The 17,177-nt window shown below is 49.6% G+C and carries 16 protein-coding genes; 6 read left to right on the top strand and 10 right to left on the bottom strand.

Translation table 11 applies throughout. The features are described 5' to 3' along the window. Positions 1–50 precede the first annotated feature (50 nt). Positions 51–3,014 carry a glycosyl hydrolase 115 family protein gene (locus tag ACXAGR_RS20010; protein ID WP_474852188.1) on the top strand — a complete coding sequence of 988 codons (2,964 nt, stop codon included), beginning with the start codon at positions 51–53 and terminating at the stop codon, positions 3,012–3,014. A 68-nt stretch (positions 3,015–3,082) separates the two neighbouring features. Here ACXAGR_RS20010 and ACXAGR_RS20015 read toward each other — a convergent pair whose 3' ends face one another. Then, a complete protein-coding gene (locus tag ACXAGR_RS20015; protein WP_474852189.1) occupies positions 3,083–3,811 on the bottom strand; it encodes an EAL domain-containing protein in 729 nt (242 codons plus the stop codon). A 309-nt stretch (positions 3,812–4,120) separates the two neighbouring features. Between ACXAGR_RS20015 and panP the strand changes: the two genes are divergently transcribed. After that, positions 4,121–5,749 (top strand): pyridoxal-dependent aspartate 1-decarboxylase PanP, encoded by a 1,629-nt coding sequence (gene panP, locus ACXAGR_RS20020; RefSeq protein WP_474852191.1) that lies wholly within the window; start codon positions 4,121–4,123, stop codon positions 5,747–5,749. A gap of 98 nt (positions 5,750–5,847) precedes the next feature. On the opposite strand, the gene panC is transcribed toward panP, so the two are convergent. The 7 genes from panC to sfsA form a co-directional block, all read right to left on the bottom strand. Continuing rightward, the gene (panC, locus tag ACXAGR_RS20025; protein ID WP_474852193.1) at positions 5,848–6,696 is read right to left on the bottom strand and encodes a pantoate--beta-alanine ligase; all 849 of its coding nucleotides are present in this window, start codon (positions 6,694–6,696) and stop codon (positions 5,848–5,850) included. Positions 6,697–6,699: 3 nt separating this feature from the next. Then, on the bottom strand, positions 6,700–7,494 hold the full coding sequence (gene panB, locus ACXAGR_RS20030) for a 3-methyl-2-oxobutanoate hydroxymethyltransferase (protein ID WP_119499914.1): 795 nt from the start codon (positions 7,492–7,494) through the stop codon (positions 6,700–6,702). 61 nt (positions 7,495–7,555) lie between these two features. After that, a complete protein-coding gene (gene folK / locus ACXAGR_RS20035) occupies positions 7,556–8,059 on the bottom strand; it encodes a 2-amino-4-hydroxy-6-hydroxymethyldihydropteridine diphosphokinase (RefSeq protein ID WP_474845305.1) in 504 nt (167 codons plus the stop codon). Next, a complete protein-coding gene (pcnB, locus tag ACXAGR_RS20040) occupies positions 8,052–9,374 on the bottom strand; it encodes a polynucleotide adenylyltransferase PcnB (RefSeq protein ID WP_119503273.1) in 1,323 nt (440 codons plus the stop codon). Before pcnB ends, folK begins: the two co-directional genes overlap by 8 nt. An 84-nt stretch (positions 9,375–9,458) precedes the next feature. After that, positions 9,459–10,385 (bottom strand): tRNA glutamyl-Q(34) synthetase GluQRS, encoded by a 927-nt coding sequence (gene gluQRS / locus ACXAGR_RS20045; RefSeq protein ID WP_474852195.1) that lies wholly within the window; start codon positions 10,383–10,385, stop codon positions 9,459–9,461. A gap of 66 nt (positions 10,386–10,451) precedes the next feature. Further along, positions 10,452–10,901, bottom strand: coding sequence for an RNA polymerase-binding protein DksA (gene dksA / locus ACXAGR_RS20050; RefSeq protein WP_119503274.1), 450 nt, complete (start codon positions 10,899–10,901; stop codon positions 10,452–10,454). A gap of 220 nt (positions 10,902–11,121) precedes the next feature. Further along, positions 11,122–11,823 carry a DNA/RNA nuclease SfsA gene (gene sfsA, locus ACXAGR_RS20055; protein WP_474845301.1) on the bottom strand — a complete coding sequence of 234 codons (702 nt, stop codon included), beginning with the start codon at positions 11,821–11,823 and terminating at the stop codon, positions 11,122–11,124. Between the two features lie 69 nt (positions 11,824–11,892). On the opposite strand from sfsA, the gene pepB reads away from it, so the two are divergent. Then, positions 11,893–13,176, top strand: a complete 1,284-nt coding sequence (gene pepB / locus ACXAGR_RS20060; RefSeq protein ID WP_474845299.1) for an aminopeptidase PepB — start codon at positions 11,893–11,895, stop codon at positions 13,174–13,176. A gap of 85 nt (positions 13,177–13,261) precedes the next feature. Here pepB and ACXAGR_RS20065 read toward each other — a convergent pair whose 3' ends face one another. Next, positions 13,262–13,444 (bottom strand): helix-turn-helix domain-containing protein, encoded by a 183-nt coding sequence (locus ACXAGR_RS20065; RefSeq protein ID WP_119499919.1) that lies wholly within the window; start codon positions 13,442–13,444, stop codon positions 13,262–13,264. Positions 13,445–13,617: 173 nt separating this feature from the next. Between ACXAGR_RS20065 and ACXAGR_RS20070 the strand changes: the two genes are divergently transcribed. Together ACXAGR_RS20070 and ACXAGR_RS20075 are read left to right on the top strand one after the other, a co-directional pair. Next, positions 13,618–14,226, top strand: a complete 609-nt coding sequence (locus ACXAGR_RS20070; RefSeq protein ID WP_119499920.1) for a YhgN family NAAT transporter — start codon at positions 13,618–13,620, stop codon at positions 14,224–14,226. After that, positions 14,226–14,807 carry a YjaG family protein gene (locus ACXAGR_RS20075; RefSeq protein ID WP_474845296.1) on the top strand — a complete coding sequence of 194 codons (582 nt, stop codon included), beginning with the start codon at positions 14,226–14,228 and terminating at the stop codon, positions 14,805–14,807. The genes ACXAGR_RS20070 and ACXAGR_RS20075 overlap by 1 nt, the downstream gene beginning before the upstream one ends. Before the next feature lie 181 nt (positions 14,808–14,988). Here the strand turns inward: ACXAGR_RS20075 and rsmD are convergent, their stop codons facing one another. Next, positions 14,989–15,579: a 16S rRNA (guanine(966)-N(2))-methyltransferase RsmD gene (rsmD, locus tag ACXAGR_RS20080; protein ID WP_474852197.1), complete on the bottom strand. Its 591-nt coding sequence runs from the start codon at positions 15,577–15,579 to the stop codon at positions 14,989–14,991. Positions 15,580–15,664: 85 nt separating this feature from the next. Here rsmD and ftsY point away from each other — a divergent pair, with 85 nt between their 5' ends. Then, positions 15,665–17,152 carry a signal recognition particle-docking protein FtsY gene (gene ftsY / locus ACXAGR_RS20085; protein ID WP_474852199.1) on the top strand — a complete coding sequence of 496 codons (1,488 nt, stop codon included), beginning with the start codon at positions 15,665–15,667 and terminating at the stop codon, positions 17,150–17,152. The last annotated feature ends 25 nt before the right edge of the window (positions 17,153–17,177 follow it).

A 17,177-nucleotide genomic window follows, 5' to 3' on the forward strand; every position in this document is an offset into this window, starting at 1 on the left:
AGTATTTTCTGCAAGGAGAAAGGACAGTGGTATTGTGGTGGAAATCCAAAATGTGGATGTTCGTAATTTTATGTAGTGTTGGCCTGAGTGTGCAAAGTTGGGCCGGGCCTTTTTCACTGGTTGGGGAAGAAGGCGTAGCCACGCTGTTTGTTGATGAATCAGATGCGACAGTAGTACACAAATCAGCGGCTATGCTAGCCAGCGATGTGGCGGCAATCAGCGGTCACAAATTGTCACTCGCGTCACATTTTAGTCCGGTTCCTCACACTGCAATTATTGCCGGAACATTAGGTCAAAGCGCTTTGATCGACAGCTTAATTGAACAGGGAGACATTGACCCGTCCTCAATTCAAGGTCAGTGGGAACGCTATCAGATCTGGCTGAAGCCTGTTGCTATTTTGGGTGACAAACCGGCGTTAGTTGTTGTGGGCAGTGACCGGCGTGGTACTGCCTACGGTTTACTTTCATTGTCACGTCAGATGGGCGTGTCTCCATGGGAATGGTGGGCCGATGTCACGCCCGCTACACAGTATCCTTTGTCTGTTGACGTAAAAACATCAGTCTCTTCATCACCGGATGTTAAGTATCGTGGTATTTTCCTTAATGATGAGGATTGGGGCTTACAGATTTGGGCAGCGAAAAACTATGAGCCGGAAACCGGTGACATAGGGCCAAAAACTTATGCCCGCGTATTTGAACTGTTATTGCGTTTGCGGGCCAATACTATCTGGCCCGCTATGCATAAAACCACAACACCTTTTTATGCAATTCCTGAGAATAAACAAGTCGCTGACGATTACGGTATTGTTGTCGGTTCCTCCCATGCGGAACCTATGTTGTCGAATATCAACGGGGAATGGGACAAGGATGTAATGGGGCAATATCGTTACGATACAAATGCTGGCGCCGTAAAGCAGTTTTTTAGTCATCGAATTAGAGAAACAAAAGACTTTGAGAGTATCTACACCGTGGCGATGCGAGGTGAACATGACTCGCCAATGATCATGCGCGACAGCTCCATGGCTGATCAGGTAGCTTTGCTCGATAAGGTGATTACAGATCAAAGAAAGTTATTGTCTTCGATTACTGGCGAAGATGTCGATTCCATTCCGCAAGCTTTTGTGCCTTATAAAGAAGTATTAACTTACTACCAAAACGGCCTCGAAGTACCCGATGACATCACGTTAATGTGGACCGACGATAACTACGGTTATCTGCGACAACTCAGCAACCCCGAAGAGCAAAAACGCAGTGGTGGGGCGGGTATTTACTATCACACGTCTTATTGGGGGCGGCCTCATGATTATCTGTGGTTAAACTCGACTAACCCTGTTTTAATGTGGCAGGAAATTACAAAAGCGTGGGATCTCCACGCCAGAGAGCAATGGATATTGAATGTAGGGGATATTAAGCCTCACGAATACAATACCGAGTTATTTATGGACATTGCCTGGCAGCGAGATCAGTTTAATTCTGCGGATGATGTTTACTTGCAAATGGCGGAGTATTTTGCCCGCGACCTGTCGGCCGGGGCATCAGATAAACTGGTCGCTATATTCAAACAGTATTTTCATCTTGTGTATCAACGACGCCCTGAATTTATGGCCTGGAGTCATGTCGAACCAGTGTCATTGCCTCAGCCCGGCGAACTAACACAAACTCATTACGGTGATGAAGTGAGCGCACTTATCACCCAGTGGCAGGCGTTGATCAAAGAAGTTGAAACCTTACAACCGCAAATCGATAAGACCCGTCAGGATGCGTTTTACCAGTTGGCCTATTACCCTATTGTCGCGGCCGGGAATATGAGCCTCAAATGGCTTTACCATTATAAAAATGTCTTTGCTGCAGCCCAGGGCCGTGGTGATGCTGACTGGTATGCAGAACAGATGCTCTCGAGTTATCAAACCATCCGGGACATTACCCGTTATTACAATACTGAATTAGCTGGTGGTAAGTGGCAGCACATCATGTCTGCGTCTCCGCGCAACTTACCTGTGTTTGATATACCTTCTTCGGCACAGCCTCATCGAGAGCAGAAGCAGGCTGTAGGGTTTGTGTTAGAGGGCTTCGACATGCCAGCCAATTCGCATATCACTAATAGCCATGCCCGTACCTTACCTGTATTTAATAGTTTTACCCGTAACCCGCGTTTTATTGATATTTATTTGAATGGCTCTGAAGCGAGAAAGTGGAGTATTTCTCCTCAACAACCGTGGATTAAATTATCTAAAACACAGGGAAGATTGAGCCAGGCTCATCCTCATGAACGGGTGTGGGTGGATATCGACTGGGGTAAAGTCCCTAAAGGTGAAGCTTTAAAAGAGCCACCACTAGGGCATGATCATCAGTTAATACCTCCTTCATATAAAGTGCCCGGCAAACTGATTTTTACGACAGAAGATTTTCAATCGGATATTAGTTTGAATGTGTTTAACCCTGATATACCAGAATTGAAGAGTTTTGATGGCTACGTAGAAGATCTGGGATATGTGGTGTTGGATGCGGCCAATTTCCAGCGTCAAAAAAACGGGGAAAACCGTCGTTGGCAGAAAGTCGACAATTTGGGTTACAGCGGCAGTGTCATGAAAGCAGTCCCCGTTACCGCCGACCCGGAATCGGCAGATCTTTTGTCTCTTGAAAGTCCGGCATTGGAATATGATTTTTATACGTTTAATCAAGGTATGGCTGAAATTAGTGTGAATGTGGTGCCGACTCACCCTATGTATGAAGGACGAGGCGTTCGTGTTGCCGTTGTTGTAGATGATAACAATCCTGAAATATTGGATTTTCGTACAGAAGGGCGCAGTGAGACGTGGAAGCAAAATGTTCTGAAAAACCAGGCGAGGGGATCTATCCAACAGCTTATCGACAAGCCCGGTAAACACACGTTGACCATTTATATGGTTGATTCAGGTGTCCTGGTAGACTCGATATTAATTGACCTGGGCGGCAAGAAGGCAAGTTATGCATTGCCCGCAGCCACTGTTAATAAAGCATTTGAGAATCGCTGATAATCTACTGGTTAAATCCTGAACGCTGCCCCTGATTTACCTGTGTAGACATATGCAAGTATGTTTTATCAGTGGGCAGCGGCGTTGCGCGGCACCGGAGCCGGTTCACAGAATACAAAACCCTGTGCATACTGAATCGGCAGTTGCATCACTTTTTCCAGGGTATCGGCATCTTCGACATGTTCAGCAACAATACTCATATGCCGTGTTTTAGCCAGGTCGCAAATGCTGAGTATGAAATCCTCGATTTCTTCGCTGTGGTCGAGCCGGCGCAATAAGCCGCCGTCCAGTTTGACGCCCCGTATTGGCAGCGACATCAGTTTACGCACATTGCCGCTGCTTTTGCCCAGATTATCAATAAACACGCCCATTCCGCTGTGCATAGATTTATCGATAAAGCGTTTGAGGGTTTCATAATGGTGGCTGGCTACGTCAGCACTGACTTCCACACATACCCGTGAGGGGTTCGGATAGTTTGCAAGTTGGGTGATAAGCGAGTTCAGCAGCTCTTCGTTATTGAGATCAGAGGCATCCAGGTTGATGTTCCAGGGCGTATTGGATTCTTCGAAATACACCGCACTTTTGCAAAACATCATTTCAGCCAGTTGGTGAATATGGTTGTTACGCTCAATGAGGTACAGAAAATCGCTGGGCAGGAAAACCCGTTGTTCAGGCGTAACAAGCCGCGCAAGGCATTCATAACGCCATACAATTTCTGACCTGATATCGACGATTGGCTGAAAGTAAGGCACAATAGATTCGAGAGTGTAGCTGTCTGTTATTTCACGAATTGGCATGTCACTCGCCTCTGGCTATTCCTGTCTTTTCACTATAGCAGACGTTGTCAGATTACCCATTCTCTATTTTCACATATTCGTGTTAACCGTAATGATGGGCGGTATTTAAAGTCATTTGGCGTGATTATCACTACCGTTTAATCCGTCTTACACTTGGCGCAGGCGTGTTTCCGGGGTAAAGTTCGGCACTTTGTAAGATGCGTGCTAAGTTTTCATTGTCACTGACGATGTTTGTCAGGGTGCAGCCGGTGTTGTACTTTGCCTGTGGCGAAGCGCGGTTTGCTCCAATTTAATTAAGAGGTGTGTGGAGTGGGTGAAGCACAAGTCAGTCTGAAACATCTGTTTCGGGTCTTTACTAAACCTGAACACAAAGACTCAAAGCTCGCACAAATCGAACAGCATTTGTCCGATAACATTCTGGATTTTCTGTCTCAGCACGTAGTGACGAAAAAGACGTCGCTGGAAGAGGTTGAGCAGGACTTTTCTGATCCCTTTGTGCCGGAATCCCCTGAGTTTGTTTCTTCTCACGCTGAGTCGTTGCTGAACAAGCTGGTCGCCCATTCTGTCAATACCTATTCCCCGACCTTTATTGGTCATATGACCTCTGCGTTACCCTATTTTCATTTGCCACTGGCCAAATTGCTGGTGGGCCTGAATCAGAATCTGGTAAAAATCGAAACATCTAAAGCCTTTACACCGCTTGAACGGCAGGTACTGGGCATGATGCACAACCTGGTTTATGGCCAGGAAGACAGCTGGTACCAGCAGTATTTGCACAGCGCCAGACATGCACTGGGAGCGTTCTGCTCTGGTGGTACGGTGGCAAACATTACAGCGCTTTGGGTTGCGCGGAATAAAATTCTCGGGCCGGATAAGAAATTTGCCGGTGTGGCTAAGTCAGGTCTGGTTGCTGCTTACCGCCATTATGGTATTAACCAGATGGGCGTAATGTGTTCCCGCCGTGGTCACTACTCATTGTCTAAAGCCGTGGATGTGCTGGGGATCGGGCGTGACAACCTAATTACCCTGCCATGCCCGCAACAAACCCTGTCACCTGAACAGGCGCTGGCTGAAGGCCGTCGCTATCAGGAAGAAGGCAATAAGTTGCTGGCTCTGGTGGGTGTTGGCGGTACTACGGAAACCGGTCACATTGATCCGCTGGATGAACTGGCTGATGTGGCCCGTGAGCTGGGTTGCTGGTTCCATGTGGATGCAGCCTGGGGCGGCGCTACGTTGTTTTCCGGCACGCACCGGAGCAAGCTTAAAGGCATAGAGCGTGCAGATTCAGTTACCATTGATGCGCATAAGCAAATGTACGTGCCCATGGGCGCTGGTATGGCACTGTTTAAGAATCCTGAAGACGCCAATGCTGTGCGCCATCATGCCCAGTACATTCTGCGTCAGGGTTCGAAAGACTTAGGTGCAACAACGCTGGAAGGCTCCAGAAATGGTATGGCGATGATGGTGTATGCGTCACTACATATCTTTGGCCGCCGGGGTTATGAACTGCTTATCGACCAGAGTATCAGTAAGGCGAAAGCCTTCGCCCGTATGATTTCAGAGCATCCTGATTTCGAACTGGTGACAGCACCCACATTATCCTTGCTGACTTACCGCGTTTGTCCGCCGGTTATACAGGAAAAACTGAAAACCGCTTCTGATGACGAGAAAGCACGCCTGAATCACAAAATTGATGCGCTGGTGGTGAATGTGCAAAAGCTGCAACGTGAAGCCGGTAAATCCTTCGTGTCACGTACCCGTCTTGAAAACCCGGACCTGAATCCGAAGCCGGTAACTGTATTTCGTGTAGTGCTGGCCAATCCGCTGACGACAGAGCAGGATTTAAAGAATATTCTGCAGGAACAGTCTGAAATCGCCCGCGCCCGCCATGCCTGGGCAGAGCTGGAGAAAGCCATTCCTTCTGCGGTTGCCGGTTAATATCTTCCGGTAAGCTCCGCAATATCGCAGTAACCTGCGGGATCAAAAAAGCCGCGCAAGGGTATTTAACCTTTGCGCGGCTTTTGTTTGTGCTTAGGCTACTTGCTAAAGTGAATATTGTCGATGAGACGGGTGTTGCCCAGATACGCAGCTACAAGGATAACGAACTCCGTCGACGCCGCAGTCGCATCGGTTAAGTCAGCAGCATTTTTAACTGCCAGATAATCCATGCGGAATCCGGACTTATTAATGTGAGCACTCACTGTCGATATAAGCGATTTTAAGTCTGTCTCGCCAGCCAGAATTGCGGCTTTCATATCGCACAGTTGCTGATAGATAACCGGTGCAATTTCACGTTCCTGCGTCGTGAGATAACCGTTGCGTGAACTCATTGCCAGGCCGGAGGCCTCTCTTTCCGTCGGCACCCCTTTGATTGACAGACCCATAGATAAGTCTTTCGCCATTAAACGGATAACCTGCAACTGCTGAAAATCCTTTTCACCGAAAAAGGCGGTATCCGGAGAAACCATATTAAACAGTTTACAAACAATGGTAGCGACACCACGGAAATGTCCCGGACGACTTTCGCCGCAAAGGATAGAGGAAATGCCCGGGACTTCGACAAAGGTTTGCTGCTCAAGGCCTCTGGGATACATTTCTGCCACTGATGGCAGAAAAACAGCATCTACGCCAAGGCTTTCAAGCTTTTCTTTATCTGCATCCAGTGTACGGGGATAGTTATCCAAATCTTCATTTTTCCCGAATTGCATCGGATTGACGAAAATCGATACCACCACAATATCGCACTCAGCTTTCGCTGCACGAACAAGCTGCATATGGCCATTATGCAAATTACCCATCGTCGGCACAAAGCCAACAGTTTTACCTGCCTGCACCCATGCGCTGCGTTGCGCACGTAAGTCTTCAACTGTTGTCAGAGATTTCATGAATTACTCGAAGCTGTGAGAGGCGCCCGGGAAAGCACCGCTTTGAACATCGCTGATATACTTTTGCACTGCTTTTCGCATATCACCGGTTTCTGCCAGAAAGTTCTTTGAGAACTTCGGCATGTAATTGGCTGAGATGCCGAACATATCGTGCATCACCAGAATCTGTCCGTCAGTACCGGCTCCTGCACCAATACCGATAACCGGAATGGACAGTGCTTCAGACACTTTTTTACCTAAAGAGGTCGGCACACACTCCAGCACCAGCAACTGCGCGCCGGCTTTTTCCAGCGCAAGGGCATCTTCAAGGAGTTTTGCCGCTTTATCTTCTTCACGGCCCTGTACTTTAAAGCCGCCAAAAACATGAACCGACTGCGGGGTAAGACCAAGGTGTCCGCACACAGGAACACTGCGCTCTACCAGGCCTCTGACAGTCTCTGCCAGCCACGCACCGCCTTCAATTTTCACCATGCTGGCACCGGCAGCCATTAGTCTGGCTGCGTTCTGATAAGCATGTTCAGGTGTGTCATAAGACATAAAAGGCATATCCGAAAGCACAAAAGCCCGTTTCGTACCTTTTCTCACCGCGCGGGTGTGATAAGCAATATCGTCTGTGGTGACGGGCAGGGTGTCTTCTTCACCTTGCAGCACCATGCCCAGTGAGTCACCGATAAGCAGGACATCAATATTCTGTTCATCGAACATCTTGGCAAAGCTTGCGTCATAGGCGGTGAGGGCGGTTATCTTCTCGCCGGCTGCTTTTTTGGTTTGAAGACCGGAAATGGTGATTTTTTTCATGGGAACAACCTCATTTGACACACCCCTGAGGGGGTTGAACAGATTGCGAACTATACGGATTTTAAGACTGATTGGAAGGCGTTATACGCCGAAGTCCCTCAAGATTGCAGCGGGACACCCACAAGGCGATGGGGTTACCGTCCGGCATGATCATAGATGGCGCAATTTCAAACAGCGGCACCATCACAAACTCCCTGGCGGCCATACCATAGTGAGGCAGGGTTAACTCAGCGGTGTTCATCCCGGTGTTGCCGTAAAGCAGCATGTCTAAATCAAGGGTTCGCGGGCCCCAGCGCTCACCTTTGCGCTCACGGCCATGACTGTTTTCAATATTCTGTAATGCCCGTAATAGTTCCACGGGTTCCAGTGCCGTTTCCAGCAGGCACACTGCGTTAATATAGTCCGGTTGATCCTGCGGACCCATAGGAGAGGAACAATACAGAGATGAACGGGCCAGAACACGGGTGTCAGCCAGTTCGCCCATAGCCTTTGTGGCAGCCTCAAGGGTTGCACCTGAATCGCCCAGATTACTGCCCAGACCAACGTAAACGTGTTCTTTATGCATTACCGGCATCTCGTTTTTCAGGTGAGCGGCGGCGCCGCTTTCGCGGGCCTGATGACTTGCTGCCTTCCGACTGGCGCAATGCGTTCAGCAACTTTTTCTGCTTACCCTGGTCAGCGTGCTGGAATTCGGTCCACCAGTCAGCCAGCTCCATTGTATTGCCACCTTCAATTTCGCCGCGGGCATGCAGGAAGTCATAACCGGCACGGAATTTAGGGTGCGACAGCAACTGAAATGCGCGGCGGCCAAAGCGTCGTGGTAAACGTTGTTGCAGGATCCAGATATCACGGATAACCGTGGAGAAACGTTTCGGGATCATAATACGTTGCACCTGACGGTGAATCACTTCACCGGAGGCAATATTAAAGGCGTCGTGCTGATTCAGGCCGCTTTCTGCCTGCAGCTTCTGCGCATGTTCTTCCAGCGGATACCATAGCAATGCCGCGTACAGGAAAGCCGGTGTTACCCGCTGGTTGCTGTTGATGCGCTCATCGGTATTTTCCAGCACTTTAAGAATAAACTGACACTCACGGCTGTCAGGATTTTTCGCAATGCTTTCTAACTGCGGGAATAACGGCGTTAACAACCCGTATTGTTGCAATAAGCGGAAGGTTTGCACACCGGCGCCGCCAAGGAACAGCTTCAGGGTTTCTTCAAATAATCTTGCCGGCGGAATGTTTGCCAGTAAGTGTGCCAGCTCGGGGATGGGCTTCGCTGTGCGGGGCGTAATCGTCATGTCCAGCTTGGCAGCAAAACGGATAGCTCGTAGCATGCGCACCGGGTCTTCACGGTAACGGGTTTCCGGGTCACCAATTAGGTCTACTTCGCGGTTTTTAACGGCATCGCGGCCACGGGCGAAGTCGGTAACTGTAAAGTCAGCCACGCTGTAGTACATGGCATTGAAGGTGAAATCCCGGCGTTCGGCGTCTTCTTCGATAGTACCGAACACGTTATCCCGGACCAGCTGGCCCTGCGCGTCCTGCTGACCCAGTTTATTGTCTGATTCGCCTTCACTGTGGTGACCACGGAAAGTGGCAACCTCAATGATTTCCCGGCCGAATACAATGTGGGCAAGACGGAAACGGCGGCCGATCAGCCGGCAGTTTTTGAACAGGCTTTTAATTTGTTCCGGTGTGGCATTGGTAACGACATCGAAGTCTTTTGGCAGTTTACCCAGCATAAGGTCGCGGACACAGCCACCCACCAGGTACGCTTCAAAACCGGATTTATTGAGGCGGTACAGCACTTTCAGCGCGTTATCACTGATGTCTTCCCGTGAAATACCATGCTCGGCACGGGGAAGGGTATAGGCCTGTATCGTTGCTTCTGAGGCCGGGTCTTTACTTAATACCCGTTTTACCGTTTTAAACACGCGCGTAATGATGATGCTGTCTCCGAAAAATTAAATGCCACAAAAAATAAAGGGTCTATGATAAGTGGATTCTGACGCAGCGACAATAATTTCGCGCTGTCTTGGTATTCTATCACAACCCCAGTGTTCAACAGCCCATTGTAGCACTTCTGCCGGCGGAGCATTTGTAGCATCTTCCGGAAGAGCTAAGCCTAAGAAGGTCAGCGCTGCGGCGAGGTTTTCCGACGGGGTTAAGTTATTGAGGGCTGCAGCATGATTCTGTTTACTCAATTTGCGCCCTTCAGACACTGAGGCCACCGGAACATGGGCATACGCCGGGGCACTTGCCTGCAGTAACCGGTAAAGGCTTAAGTGGGTTGCCGTTGTGGTAAGCAAATCGCTGCCCCGTACAATATGGGTTATACCCTGGTGTATATCGTCGGCCACCACCACCAGATTGTAAGAAAATAATCCGTCGCGACGTTTGAGCACGGTGTCTTCAAGGGCGTGGGCGTCGGTAACGTGTACCTGTCCCATAATACGATCATCAAACCGGGTGACCGGAGAGGTCATCTTTAACCGGATTGCCGTGCCGTCACCAGTGAGATGTTTATCTCTGCAGGTGCCGGGGTATGTGCCGCCAGCTTCTTTAATCATCTTCCTCGTGCAACTGCACCGGTATGCCAGGCCTTGCCGGATAAACTGGTCTGTGAGCGCCTGATAACGGGCATGTTCTGCAGACTGATACATGACCTCTCCGTCCCAGTGAAGATGGTGAGCTTCAAGAGTGTCCAGAATGAGTTTGTCGGCACCCCCAACGCAGCGGGGTTCGTCTATGTCTTCCATTCGCAGTAACCACTGCCCTTGATGATGTCTGGCATCAAGAAAGCTGGCAAGGGCGGCTATCAGCGAACCGAAATGAAGAGGACCTGAGGGAGAAGGGGCAAATCTGCCGGTATAAGAATGATGACCCGTCATAATATTACGAGTAAAAATGACTTAAGGCGCGGGTTTAGCACCGGCGCCCTGAGTATCAGAAAAGCGTTAGCCCTGAAGCTGCTTTTCTTTGATTTCTGCCATTGTTTTACAGTCGATACATAAATCAGCTGTAGGGCGTGCTTCCAGACGGCGGATACCAATTTCGATACCGCACTGATCACAGAAACCGAAATCATCGTCTTCAATGCGACGCATGGTTTTCTCGATTTTTTTAATCAATTTACGTTCACGGTCACGTGTACGCAGTTCAAGGCTGAATTCTTCTTCCTGCGCTGCACGGTCGACAGGATCAGGGAAGTTAGCAGCTTCGTCTTTCATGTGCGTCACAGTACGGTCTACTTCTTCACGCAACTGATCACGCCATGCTTTAAGCAACAAACGGAAATGCTCCATTTGCGCATCGTTCATGTATTCTTCGTCAGGCTTTGGCTGGTAAGGCTCAAGGCCGGCTAAGGCTAAAAGGCCCAGGGATTTCGTTTCTTTTCCTGTTGGCATGTGCCACATCTCCTACACTACGACACCCATATGTCCTGAACAACCGGGAATCTATAGCAGAATCGCTATGTTCAGGCAACCTTTGGTGTCAAAGTTACCCTTCCGTTATTTAATGCATCCATTGCTCTTCGAATGCAAAACGCCGGTGGCGTCTGTGCACCACAACGGTAAAAAGCAAGCCGCAAATATGGCGTTCCTTTGAGAAATTGCAACCCCTTTTTCACCAAATTACTGGTAGTGATTGATTTACCTTAATATTTTGTTCATTGATTTCGCAACCTAAAGCGATGATTTGCATTCCTTTATCGTGCGCAACCTTTACGGCTGCGGCATAGTTTGGATCAATGTGCTCTGCAACCCGTACTTCACGTATACCAGTATGCTGCACGCAAAACACCAGAGTCGCTGGCACGCCCGCTGCGGCCAGATTACCCAGTGTCTCGCAGTGTTTGGCGCCGCGGGTTGTTCTGGCATCGGGAAAGTAGCCTTTTCCCTCTTCCAGCAGAGTGACAGACTTCACTTCTATATAGGCATCGCCTTCAGCGGTTGTGATACGAAAATCGAAGCGGCTGTCGGCGCCGGGTGGTGTCACCTCTGCTTTCCAGTCCTGTACGTGAGAAAATTCGGCTATGGTATTGTTATCCAGTGCTTCCGCTACCAGTTTATTAGCATTATGTGTATTGATGCCGATGAAGTGTCCGTCAAAGGTTTTTGCCAGTTCCCAGGTGTAGGCCAGCTTGCGTTTGGGATTATTTGAGGGGCTGAGCCAGACCTCGTATCCCGGTTCGGCGCAGCCAGTCATTGCGCCGGTGTTCGGACAATGCGCAACCACTTCTTCGCCTGAATCCAGGGTTACATCGGCAAGAAACCGTTTGTAACGACGAATAAGCTTTCCGTGAAGTAAAGGCGTAGTAAACTGCATACAAATAACCAGTCAATTTAATTGTCTGAAGATAAAGAACACATTGTAACAAGCTAATAAGGAATTGTTATGTCGATTTTTTCTGTGTCACTTTCCACCGGAAAGGCGCCGGCTCACTGGGGCGAAAATGCCAGATTAAGCATGACAGCAGACGGTGCTGTTATCCATATTACTGAGAAAGGCGACAGCACAAGATTGATTCGTCAGGCGGGCCGTCGTATCGACGGACTCGGCATCGCTGAAGTTCAGCTGACCGGTGACTGGTCTAAAGAGCAACAATGGGCTTTTGCCCTGAGTTATACCCGTGCGAGAAAGCCCGGATCAATCCGCTGGGCAGACACCGGTGATGTTGCTGAGTTAGATAAAGCGTATGCCGCCTTGTTGTTTACCCGCAGTCTGGTGAACGACACCCCTGAAGATTTATCACCTGAAACCCTTGCCGGTCGTGCAGCACAGTGGATTCAGTCGCTGGGCGGAGACAAGGTCTCTTACAGTATGACAGTGGGTGAAGCACTGCAGAAAGCTGGCTGGACTGGTATTTATAACGTCGGTCGTGGCAGCGAGCGTCCGCCGGTGTTACTGGAGCTGGACTATAACCCCACCGGCAACAACGATGCACCGGTCGATGCTGTGCTGGTAGGTAAAGGCATCACCTTTGACAGTGGTGGTTACAGCATTAAATCCAGTGAAGGGATGCTGGATATGAAATGTGATATGGGCGGCGCGGCAACAGTAACCGGTGCCCTCGGACTGGCTATCAGTCAGGGACTCAAAAAGCGTGTGAAACTGCTTTTATGTTGCGCTGAAAACCTGATTAGCGGTCACGCATACAAGTTGGGCGATGTACTGACCTATAAAAACGGGCTTACAGTAGAAATCGTCAATACCGATGCAGAGGGTCGTCTGGTGCTTGCTGATGGCTTAATCCGTGCAACTGAAACTGGTGCTCCCCTTATAATTAACGCGGCAACGCTGACCGGTGCAGCAACGGTTGCATTAGGTAATGACTACCATGCTGTTTTCAGTATGGATGATGACGCCAGACAAGCGATGCTTGAAGCAGGTAAAGCCGAGGGCGAGGGCTTCTGGCCATTGCCGCTGGAAAAATGGCATCAGGATAAGTGTCCGTCTGCTTTTGCTGATACTGCCAACAGTCGTCCTATGAAAGGAGGCGGTGGCGGCGGCGCCTCAAATGCAGCCGGTTTCTTATCCCGTTTTGTTAATGAAGAAGGTAAGGGCTGGGTACACCTGGATCTGGCTGCAGCTTACAACGGCAGCGCTACACCGGAAATGCCGGCAGGTGCAACAGGTATTGGTATCCGCAGTATTGCGCGAATGCTGCAGCAGAACTGAACACTGATGAACAGATAAAGAAAAGCCCCCGGTTTTTACGAATAATGCCGGGGGCTTTTTCATTCTGAATTAAAAATGAAGCAGGTCAGATGCCGCCTAACCGTTCAGCCAGCACTTTATAACGCTCCACATCGCCCTTATCGAACAGCGGTTTACCTTCGCTATCCTTCTCTTTTGCAACTAAAAGGCTCTCTCTTTCAAGGCGCTCTACGCGGATAGGCTGTACGTCAAGAAATGTCGCCACTTCTTCAATAGACATCAAACTCATAGTTCTCATTCCTGTCTGATTAGATAGTAAAATCAACGCGTAAATGCGACAATCCTGCGCTAATCTATCATTCTTATTTACGCTGTTGGCTAAATTTCCGTTTTTAACCGGAAATCTAAACATAGCAGCGGGTCCGGGTAAGTCCAATTACACTTTAGGGGAGAATCTCTTTCATGGATACGTGGTCTGCGGCCATCATGTTATTTCTGATCATGGATCCACTGGGGAATCTGCCGGTGTTTATGTCGGTGCTGAAGACCATCGAGCCTAAACGACGCCGTGTCATACTGGTGCGGGAACTAGTATTTGCACTTATCATTTTGCTGATATTTCTGTTCAGCGGTCAGGCTGTGCTGGATTTCCTGAATGTCCGTCAGGAAACCGTGAGTATTGCCGGTGGTATCATTCTGTTCCTGATTGCTCTGAAAATGATATTCCCTCCGCAGTCGGGTAACGCGCTGGGGCTGGCCGTGGGGGAAGAGCCGTTCCTGGTTCCGTTGGCAATACCTATGATTGCGGGCCCGTCGACCCTGGCTGCACTTATTCTGATTGCTAACCAGGCGCCGGACAGAATGACGGACTGGACGATTGCATTGGGAGCAGCCTGGGTGATCAGCGCGATCATTTTGCTATTCTCTGAAGTGTTTCACCGCTTATTGGGTGAGCGCGGCTTAACCGCCATGGAACGTCTGATGGGGATGATTCTGGTGATGATTTCAATACAAATGTTTTTAGATGGTGTCAGCCATTACTTTCAACATGCTTCCGGAGCGATACAATAATGAAAAAACTGTCTACATTTGCACGGGTGAGACAACTGGAAGGATGGCGTGCCGTTGCCTTCAGCGCTGCGCTGCTGGAGCGGATGTTACCGAATTATGCGTTATTTAAAGAAGTCACGGGCTTTGATGATGAAGGCGTTTGCAAAAACTGTTTATCTTTATTGTGGGAATCGGTACGCAGCCCGAAAAGCAAAATCAACTTTTCTGTTCAGCTTGAGAAAGTAGAGTGCGTCACCCCTGATACCGCAGATTACGACACCTTCGGTGTTTACCCTGCTATCGATGCAACAATCGCTCTGGCTGCGGCGATTGGCCTTGTGCTGAAGCAGGATCTGCAAGGGGCTGTGGTGGTCAGTAAGCTGTCGCAGGGCAGTGTGGAAGCTTACCTGCTGGCATCCGGCGTTGACGAAGAAGACATTAAAGGCCATCCGCTGATGGTATTTGAAGTAGAGCTGCAAAACGCCATGCTCGACCTGCTGGAAAAGGACGGCAGTCCGCTGTCCACCTGCGACGAACTCAAGGCCCTCGCTCTCGAAGAAGGCATCTCCAACATCGGCCTCGAAATCAATCCTGAGGCGTGAGCCCTTTCGGGGGATCGGCGTGTAGTTCGGGAACACGCCGTAAATCCATCCCTGGAGGCTTGGCAGTCGCATCCCTGCGACTGACAGTTTCCGAACTACGCACCTTCACCGCCTGCGGGCTCACTGCGTACAGCAGTGCCCGACAACCGCATTAACGCCTGCCTCTGGCTTAACCGCTCAGTCAGTCTTCCAGTGATAGCAAGCAGTACATCACCTGTGCGAGTTTCTTTTCTTTAACTACCTGCAGGCGTTCACTGATGAGCGGGGAGGGGGCGTTGATTTCCTGTTCGACGTAAATAACACCGTCGGGTTTCAAAAGGTTGCGGCTTAGGATGACTTGCAGAACCGGTTCAACGAGACTGTGATTGAAGGGCGGATCGATGAAAATGATATCGAACTGCTTGTCTGTGGAAGACAATATCTGAACAGCATCGCCATTGATCACTTCACCATTTGCAGACATTGCTGAAAGGTTGGTTTTCAGTTGTGCGGCCACACTTCTGTCTTTCTCAATGAATGTGCAATGTCCGGCATAGCGGGAAAGTGCTTCAAAGCCGAGTCCGCCTGAGCCTGCAAAAGCGTCGAGACAGTGAGCGTCGGGTAAATCATGCATCAGCCAGTTGAACAGGGTTTCTTTGTTCCTGTCAGTGGTGGGACGTAACCCGTCCACGTCTGCCACGGGCAGTTTCCGGCCGCGATACTGACCTGAAATGATCCTGACGTTGCCTGATTTCGTCTTTTGTGTCTGAGGCTTTCTGGATACTCGCTTCATAGGGGCTGACAATGTATGATAACGGCTATTGAAAGCCGGCCAGTGTAGCCGAATTTTGCCGATTTACTAAGGATTTGACCAAACAATGTCGAAACTTTTTGGCTGGTTCAGAAAGAACAAGCAACCTGAAAAAGAACAAAGTGAAGTAAAGCCGCAGGAAAGCAACGCGGTTGAGACGCCAGAAACAGAAGTGCCTGAGCCTGCGCAAAGTAATGTTGAAGCTGAGGCCCCTGCCGGAGAAACTAAACCTGAAGATGCTGTACTTAAAGAGCCCGTAATTGAAGCGGAAGTGGATACGCCGGTTGAACCGCATGATATCGTTAAGGCTCAGCCAGAAAGCTCTGCTGCAGTGCAGTCTGAACCCGAAGTACCTGCATTTGATGAGCCTGCACCAGAGCCGTTAATACGGAAAACTGGACCTGAGGATGCAACCGGACCGGGATGGGTTGAGTCTGAGAAGGTAACCCAACAGGTAAAACAAGACGAAGTTCAGCCGGAAGTTGTTTCTGACGAAGACATTACGCCGGAAGAAATGACGCCGGTTGTCGCCGCCGTGCCTGAACCTGAGCCGGAAGTAGAATCTGAGCCGGAACCTGTTGTTGAAGCAAAGCCCGAAGCCAAAGAAGAGAAAAAGTCTCTTTTCAGTCGCCTGAAAGCCAGCTTATCGCGCACTAAAACAAACCTTGGCAGTGGCTTTATCAGTTTGTTCCGCGGCAAAGCCATCGACGATGATTTGTATGAAGAGCTTGAAACTCAGTTGCTGGTGGCTGATGTGGGCATGGACACCACACAGAAAATCATCAACAAACTTACAGACAGTGCAAAACGTTCGCAACTCAAGGACGCTGAGGCGCTGGTGGATATCCTTAAAGGCCAGATGCGTGAGATGCTCAAATCTGTTGAGCGCCCGCTGGCTGAAGATATGAAACAGCATAATGCGGGTAGCGGACCATACGTCATTCTGATGGTGGGCGTTAACGGTGTGGGTAAAACCACCACCATCGGTAAACTGGCAAAACAGTTCCAGCAACAGGGTAAGAAAGTCATGCTGGCTGCGGGTGATACCTTTCGTGCTGCCGCCGTTGAACAGCTTCAGGTTTGGGGAGAGCGTAACAAGATTCCTGTTATCGCCCAGCCCACAGGCTCAGACAGTGCATCTGTATTGTATGACGCTCTGGAAGCCGCAAAATCCCGTGGTACAGATATTCTTATCGCGGATACCGCCGGCCGCCTGCAGAATAAAAATAACCTGATGGAAGAACTGAAAAAAGTGGTTCGGGTAATGAAGAAACTCAACCCGGACGCACCTCATGAAGTCATGCTCACACTAGATGCAGGAACGGGCCAGAATGCAGTAAGTCAGGCGAAGCTGTTCAACGAAGCCGTAGGTCTGACAGGTTTAACGCTGACCAAGTTGGACGGTACTGCTAAAGGCGGCGTGATTTTCTCTATCGCTGACCAGTTCGGTATTCCAATCCGTTACATTGGTGTGGGTGAGGGAATTGACGACTTGCGCACATTTAACGGCGATGAATTCATCGACGCACTTTTCAGTGAGAGCGAAAACGATTAACGTAGAGAATTCAGTATCCTTTCGT

The organism is Alteromonas sp. ABH4_457, from assembly GCF_056160625.1.

What these genes read in the sequence shown, in the direction of transcription:
- ACXAGR_RS20010 (WP_474852188.1), top strand. Translation starts at nt 51, where the DNA reads ATGTGGATGTTCGTAATTTTATGTAGTGTTGGCCTGAGTGTGCAAAGT.
- ACXAGR_RS20015 (WP_474852189.1), bottom strand. Translation starts at nt 3,811, where the DNA reads ATGCCAATTCGTGAAATAACAGACAGCTACACTCTCGAATCTATTGTG.
- panC (WP_474852193.1), bottom strand. Translation starts at nt 6,696, where the DNA reads ATGAAATCTCTGACAACAGTTGAAGACTTACGTGCGCAACGCAGCGCA.
- panB (WP_119499914.1), bottom strand. Translation starts at nt 7,494, where the DNA reads ATGAAAAAAATCACCATTTCCGGTCTTCAAACCAAAAAAGCAGCCGGC.
- folK (WP_474845305.1), bottom strand. Translation starts at nt 8,059, where the DNA reads ATGCATAAAGAACACGTTTACGTTGGTCTGGGCAGTAATCTGGGCGAT.
- gluQRS (WP_474852195.1), bottom strand. Translation starts at nt 10,385, where the DNA reads ATGACGGGTCATCATTCTTATACCGGCAGATTTGCCCCTTCTCCCTCA.
- dksA (WP_119503274.1), bottom strand. Translation starts at nt 10,901, where the DNA reads ATGCCAACAGGAAAAGAAACGAAATCCCTGGGCCTTTTAGCCTTAGCC.
- sfsA (WP_474845301.1), bottom strand. Translation starts at nt 11,823, where the DNA reads ATGCAGTTTACTACGCCTTTACTTCACGGAAAGCTTATTCGTCGTTAC.
- pepB (WP_474845299.1), top strand. Translation starts at nt 11,893, where the DNA reads ATGTCGATTTTTTCTGTGTCACTTTCCACCGGAAAGGCGCCGGCTCAC.
- ACXAGR_RS20065 (WP_119499919.1), bottom strand. Translation starts at nt 13,444, where the DNA reads ATGAGTTTGATGTCTATTGAAGAAGTGGCGACATTTCTTGACGTACAG.
- ACXAGR_RS20070 (WP_119499920.1), top strand. Translation starts at nt 13,618, where the DNA reads ATGGATACGTGGTCTGCGGCCATCATGTTATTTCTGATCATGGATCCA.
- ACXAGR_RS20075 (WP_474845296.1), top strand. Translation starts at nt 14,226, where the DNA reads ATGAAAAAACTGTCTACATTTGCACGGGTGAGACAACTGGAAGGATGG.
- rsmD (WP_474852197.1), bottom strand. Translation starts at nt 15,579, where the DNA reads ATGAAGCGAGTATCCAGAAAGCCTCAGACACAAAAGACGAAATCAGGC.
- ftsY (WP_474852199.1), top strand. Translation starts at nt 15,665, where the DNA reads ATGTCGAAACTTTTTGGCTGGTTCAGAAAGAACAAGCAACCTGAAAAA.